Genomic DNA, 3,534 nt, shown 5'->3' on the forward strand with positions numbered 1-3,534 from the left:
TGTTGTAGTATTAGCCCTGATGGGTGGCTGCAGTTACAATGGCATGGTAAAGTCTGACGAGAACGTAAAAGGTAAATGGGGCGAAGTTCAAACCCAGTACCAACGCCGCAGCGATTTGATCCCTAATCTGGTATCAACCGTAAAAGGCGAAGCTAATTTTGAAAAAGGAACATTAACCGAAGTAACCAACGCACGTGCAAGGGCTACTTCCATACAGGTTGACCCAACCAAGTTAACGCCCGAGGCTATCCAACAATACCAACAGGCACAAGGCCAGTTAAGTACTGCTTTAGGCCGCTTATTGGTAGCATCAGAAAACTACCCAACACTTAGGGCCAATGACGCGTTCAGGGGCTTACAAGTACAACTGGAAGGCACCGAGAACCGCATCTCTGTAGCACGCCGCGATTTTAATGAATCGGTACAGGCTTATAACAGCAAGATCCGCACTTTCCCGGCCAATATAACAGCCAAATTATTCGGCTTTTCCGAAAAAGGCTATTTCCAGAGCGAAGCAGGTTCTGACAAAGCACCAAAAGTTCAGTTCTAATTTTTTTTGATTACACCGATTTTGTGATTTCACAGACCAATCGGTGTAATCATTTCTTTAAATCAGTGTAATCTAAATATTCATATGTCCGTATTTACCGAAGACGAACAGCAGCGTATACAACAGGCTGTTGCCGATGCCGAAAAAAGCACATCGGGCGAGATACGCGTTTGCATGGAAAAAACATGCAGCGACAACCCGCTTGACCGCGCCGCCAAGTATTTTGCACAACTGGAAATGCATAAAACAAAACTGCGTAACGGCGTACTTATTTATGTAGCCACTGTAGACCGTAAGTTTGCCATTATTGGCGATGCGGGTATAAACAGCGCTGTCCCGGTTGATTTTTGGGAGAGCACCAAAGAGGCCATGCTAAGCCATTTTAAATATGGCAACCTGGTTGAAGGTATTGTTACCGGCATTACACAGGCCGGCGAACAGCTAAAAAAATACTTCCCCCACCTGCTTAACGATAAGAACGAACTGCCCGACGATATCGCCTTTATGGATGGCAATTAACAACAAGTGATGTTAAAAAGAACAATTTTATGGGTTGCCCTGGTGCTATGCATCAATACAGCCTTTTCGCAGGATATCCCTGAAAAACCAAATACGCTGGTTAATGATTATACTAAGATCGGCCTGTCTGAAACTTCCAAATTACAACTTGAAAGAAAACTCGTAGCATTTGCCGACTCTACATCCACTCAAATAGCAATTGCAATTATTGAGTCGACAGGAGATTATGATATAAATGACTATGGTGCACGTTTGCTGCGCAAATGGGGTATTGGCACTAAAGAAAAAAACAACGGTATTTTAATACTTGTTGCTGTAAAAGACCGAAAGATGGCTATACAGACTGGGTATGGCGCCGAGGGCGCCCTACCGGATATTATTACCCAGCAGATCATTCAGAATGACATGAAACCCCATTTTAAAGATAATGATTATTATGGCGGGCTTGACGCAGCTACTGACGACATTATCAAATACATGAAGGGTGAGTACAAAGCGGATGCAAAAAACGTTAAAGGCAAAGGCGATGGCGCACCCATTGGTTTTATAGTTATCATTGTAATTGTTGTGCTTATCATTATTTTCCGTAAGCGCGGAGGTGGTGGTGGCGGTGGCCGTATTATTGGCAGCCGTGGTGGCGCAAGCCCGTTCTGGTGGTTCCTGGCAGGCAACTTGCTTGGTGGCGGCGGCCGTAGCGGCGGCAGCGACTGGGGAGGTTTCTCCGGTGGTGGTGGTGGCTTCGGAGGCGGCGGCGGTGGTGGTTTCGGCGGCTTTGGCGGCGGAAGCGGCGGCGGCGGCGGAAGCAGCGGCTCCTGGTAAATTCTAAAGCGCTAAAAACTAAATTCTAAAAAGGGCTTCCTAATCACTAATAACAAGTCACTGATCTCTAAACTCAATGTTTCAACGAGATTTCATCATGAATGAGGCGCGTAAATTCGCCCTTATATTGGCTAAACTTTTAGGCCTTAAAGCCGAAGGTGAATACAATGAGTATTTAAAATACTTTAACGAGGTTTTGGATGAAGAATACAATGCCGAATTGGAGGAGCTTTTAAAACTGGATGAAGAGGATTTTAAAAAGCGCCTGGTTGATGCCGGCTATACACCCGAGAAACTGAATGCCCTGGGCCAAATGCTGTATGTATTTGCCGAACCTTTTAGCGCGGATGAAGAAACATCGGCCCTGCTAAAAAAAGTGATGGTGATATTTAACCTGCTGGAAAAAGAGCATCACTACGAGTCGTTTGATAACATTACCAGGCGGAATGTTATCTATCAATATTTTAATAATAACTATGAGCGAACTTAGCTGGAAAACCCTTTCATCAACTTATATACATAAAGGCCCATGGGCCACCCTGCGCAGTGATAAATGCGAAATGCCCGATGGCACTATTGTAGACGAATATTATGTTTTAGAATACCCCAACTGGGCCAACGCCGTAGCTTTAACAGAAGATAATAAGATACTGATGGTACGCCAGTACAGGCATGCTGCCAACATTGTATCGCTTGAAATTCCGGGTGGTGTGATTGAGGACGGTGAAAACCCGGAAGAGGGTATGCGCCGTGAGTTACTGGAAGAAACCGGCTACCAGTTTAACGATGTTGAGCTGATAAGCACCGTTTACGCCAACCCATCTACCGCTAATAATAAAACTTTTTGCTACCTGGCCAAAGGAGGCAAAAAGGTGCAGGAGCAAACACTTGATGAACACGAACGTATTATTGTTGAAGAGTACACCATAGCCCAGGTAAAACAACTGCTGGCCGATAATAAAATAGCCCAGGCATTACATTGCACCGGGCTGTTTTATGCTTTAATGAAGCTGGGCGAATTATAGGTTTCCGCCTTTTTTCATTTTCTCTTGCGTTTCTTTTAGTCCGTAAGCCTTATCGCCCAGGTTGGTAATGGCATCGTTTATAACAGTCAGTGCCTCATCTGTATGCCCAAGCTTGTAAAGTAAACTTGCATAAACGTTTACATACCAGCTTGTATTAGCTCCATCAGGCGTTGCTAAAACCTCTTTAGACCAATCAGCGGCCTGTCTTAAACATGCCTTATCATCTGTAAAAAGCATAATATCATTTGCGTAGGTCATTACCTGATTGTGGTTATCGTTACCATACTGTTTAACGTAAACTGCGGCTTGTTCCGTGTACTTTGGCCAGTTCTCAAGGTCGCGATAATACCTTACTTTTGATTTCACTACTATTTCATCGGCCAATTGCGGATATTGTGCATCAAGCTTTGCTTTTACTTCGTCCCAGTTCACATTTTTATTAATCTCACCGGTATAATAATACATACCACCATTAGTAACCTTAGTACCATTTACGCGCACTATAGGCAACACAAGCTCATCAAAAGCGATGTCGCCTATTAATCCGCGACTTCGGCCCGGGCCATTTGCTACGTCAAACTCTTTGCTATGTTGCTGCACTGTTTTAAACCCTGGATCTGT

Annotated in this window: 6 protein-coding genes; 5 read left to right on the forward strand and 1 reads right to left on the reverse strand. The window is 44.4% G+C overall.

The window, feature by feature from the left end; genetic code table 11:
• Positions 1-19: 19 nt before the first annotated feature.
• From WC615_RS22915 to WC615_RS22935, 5 genes are all read left to right on the forward strand, one after another.
• Positions 20-550 (forward strand): LemA family protein, encoded by a 531-nt coding sequence (locus WC615_RS22915; RefSeq protein ID WP_372980352.1) that lies wholly within the window; start codon positions 20-22, stop codon positions 548-550.
• An 84-nt stretch (positions 551-634) separates the two neighbouring features.
• Positions 635-1,069, forward strand: coding sequence for a TPM domain-containing protein (locus tag WC615_RS22920; protein ID WP_372980347.1), 435 nt, complete (start codon positions 635-637; stop codon positions 1,067-1,069).
• A 9-nt stretch (positions 1,070-1,078) separates the two neighbouring features.
• Positions 1,079-1,888, forward strand: coding sequence for a YgcG family protein (locus tag WC615_RS22925; protein WP_372980348.1), 810 nt, complete (start codon positions 1,079-1,081; stop codon positions 1,886-1,888).
• A gap of 76 nt (positions 1,889-1,964) precedes the next feature.
• Positions 1,965-2,378 carry a hypothetical protein gene (locus WC615_RS22930; protein ID WP_372980349.1) on the forward strand — a complete coding sequence of 138 codons (414 nt, stop codon included), beginning with the start codon at positions 1,965-1,967 and terminating at the stop codon, positions 2,376-2,378.
• The gene (locus WC615_RS22935; RefSeq protein ID WP_372980350.1) at positions 2,365-2,913 is read left to right on the forward strand and encodes an NUDIX hydrolase; all 549 of its coding nucleotides are present in this window, start codon (positions 2,365-2,367) and stop codon (positions 2,911-2,913) included. The genes WC615_RS22930 and WC615_RS22935 overlap by 14 nt, the downstream gene beginning before the upstream one ends.
• Here WC615_RS22935 and WC615_RS22940 read toward each other — a convergent pair.
• Positions 2,908-3,534: hypothetical protein (locus WC615_RS22940; RefSeq protein ID WP_372980351.1), on the reverse strand; the 627-nt coding region annotated here is incomplete at its 5' end. The two genes, WC615_RS22935 and WC615_RS22940, sit on opposite strands and share 6 nt — an antisense overlap.

It is taken from the genome of Mucilaginibacter sp., assembly GCF_041663085.1.
Taxonomy (GTDB): domain Bacteria; phylum Bacteroidota; class Bacteroidia; order Sphingobacteriales; family Sphingobacteriaceae; genus Mucilaginibacter.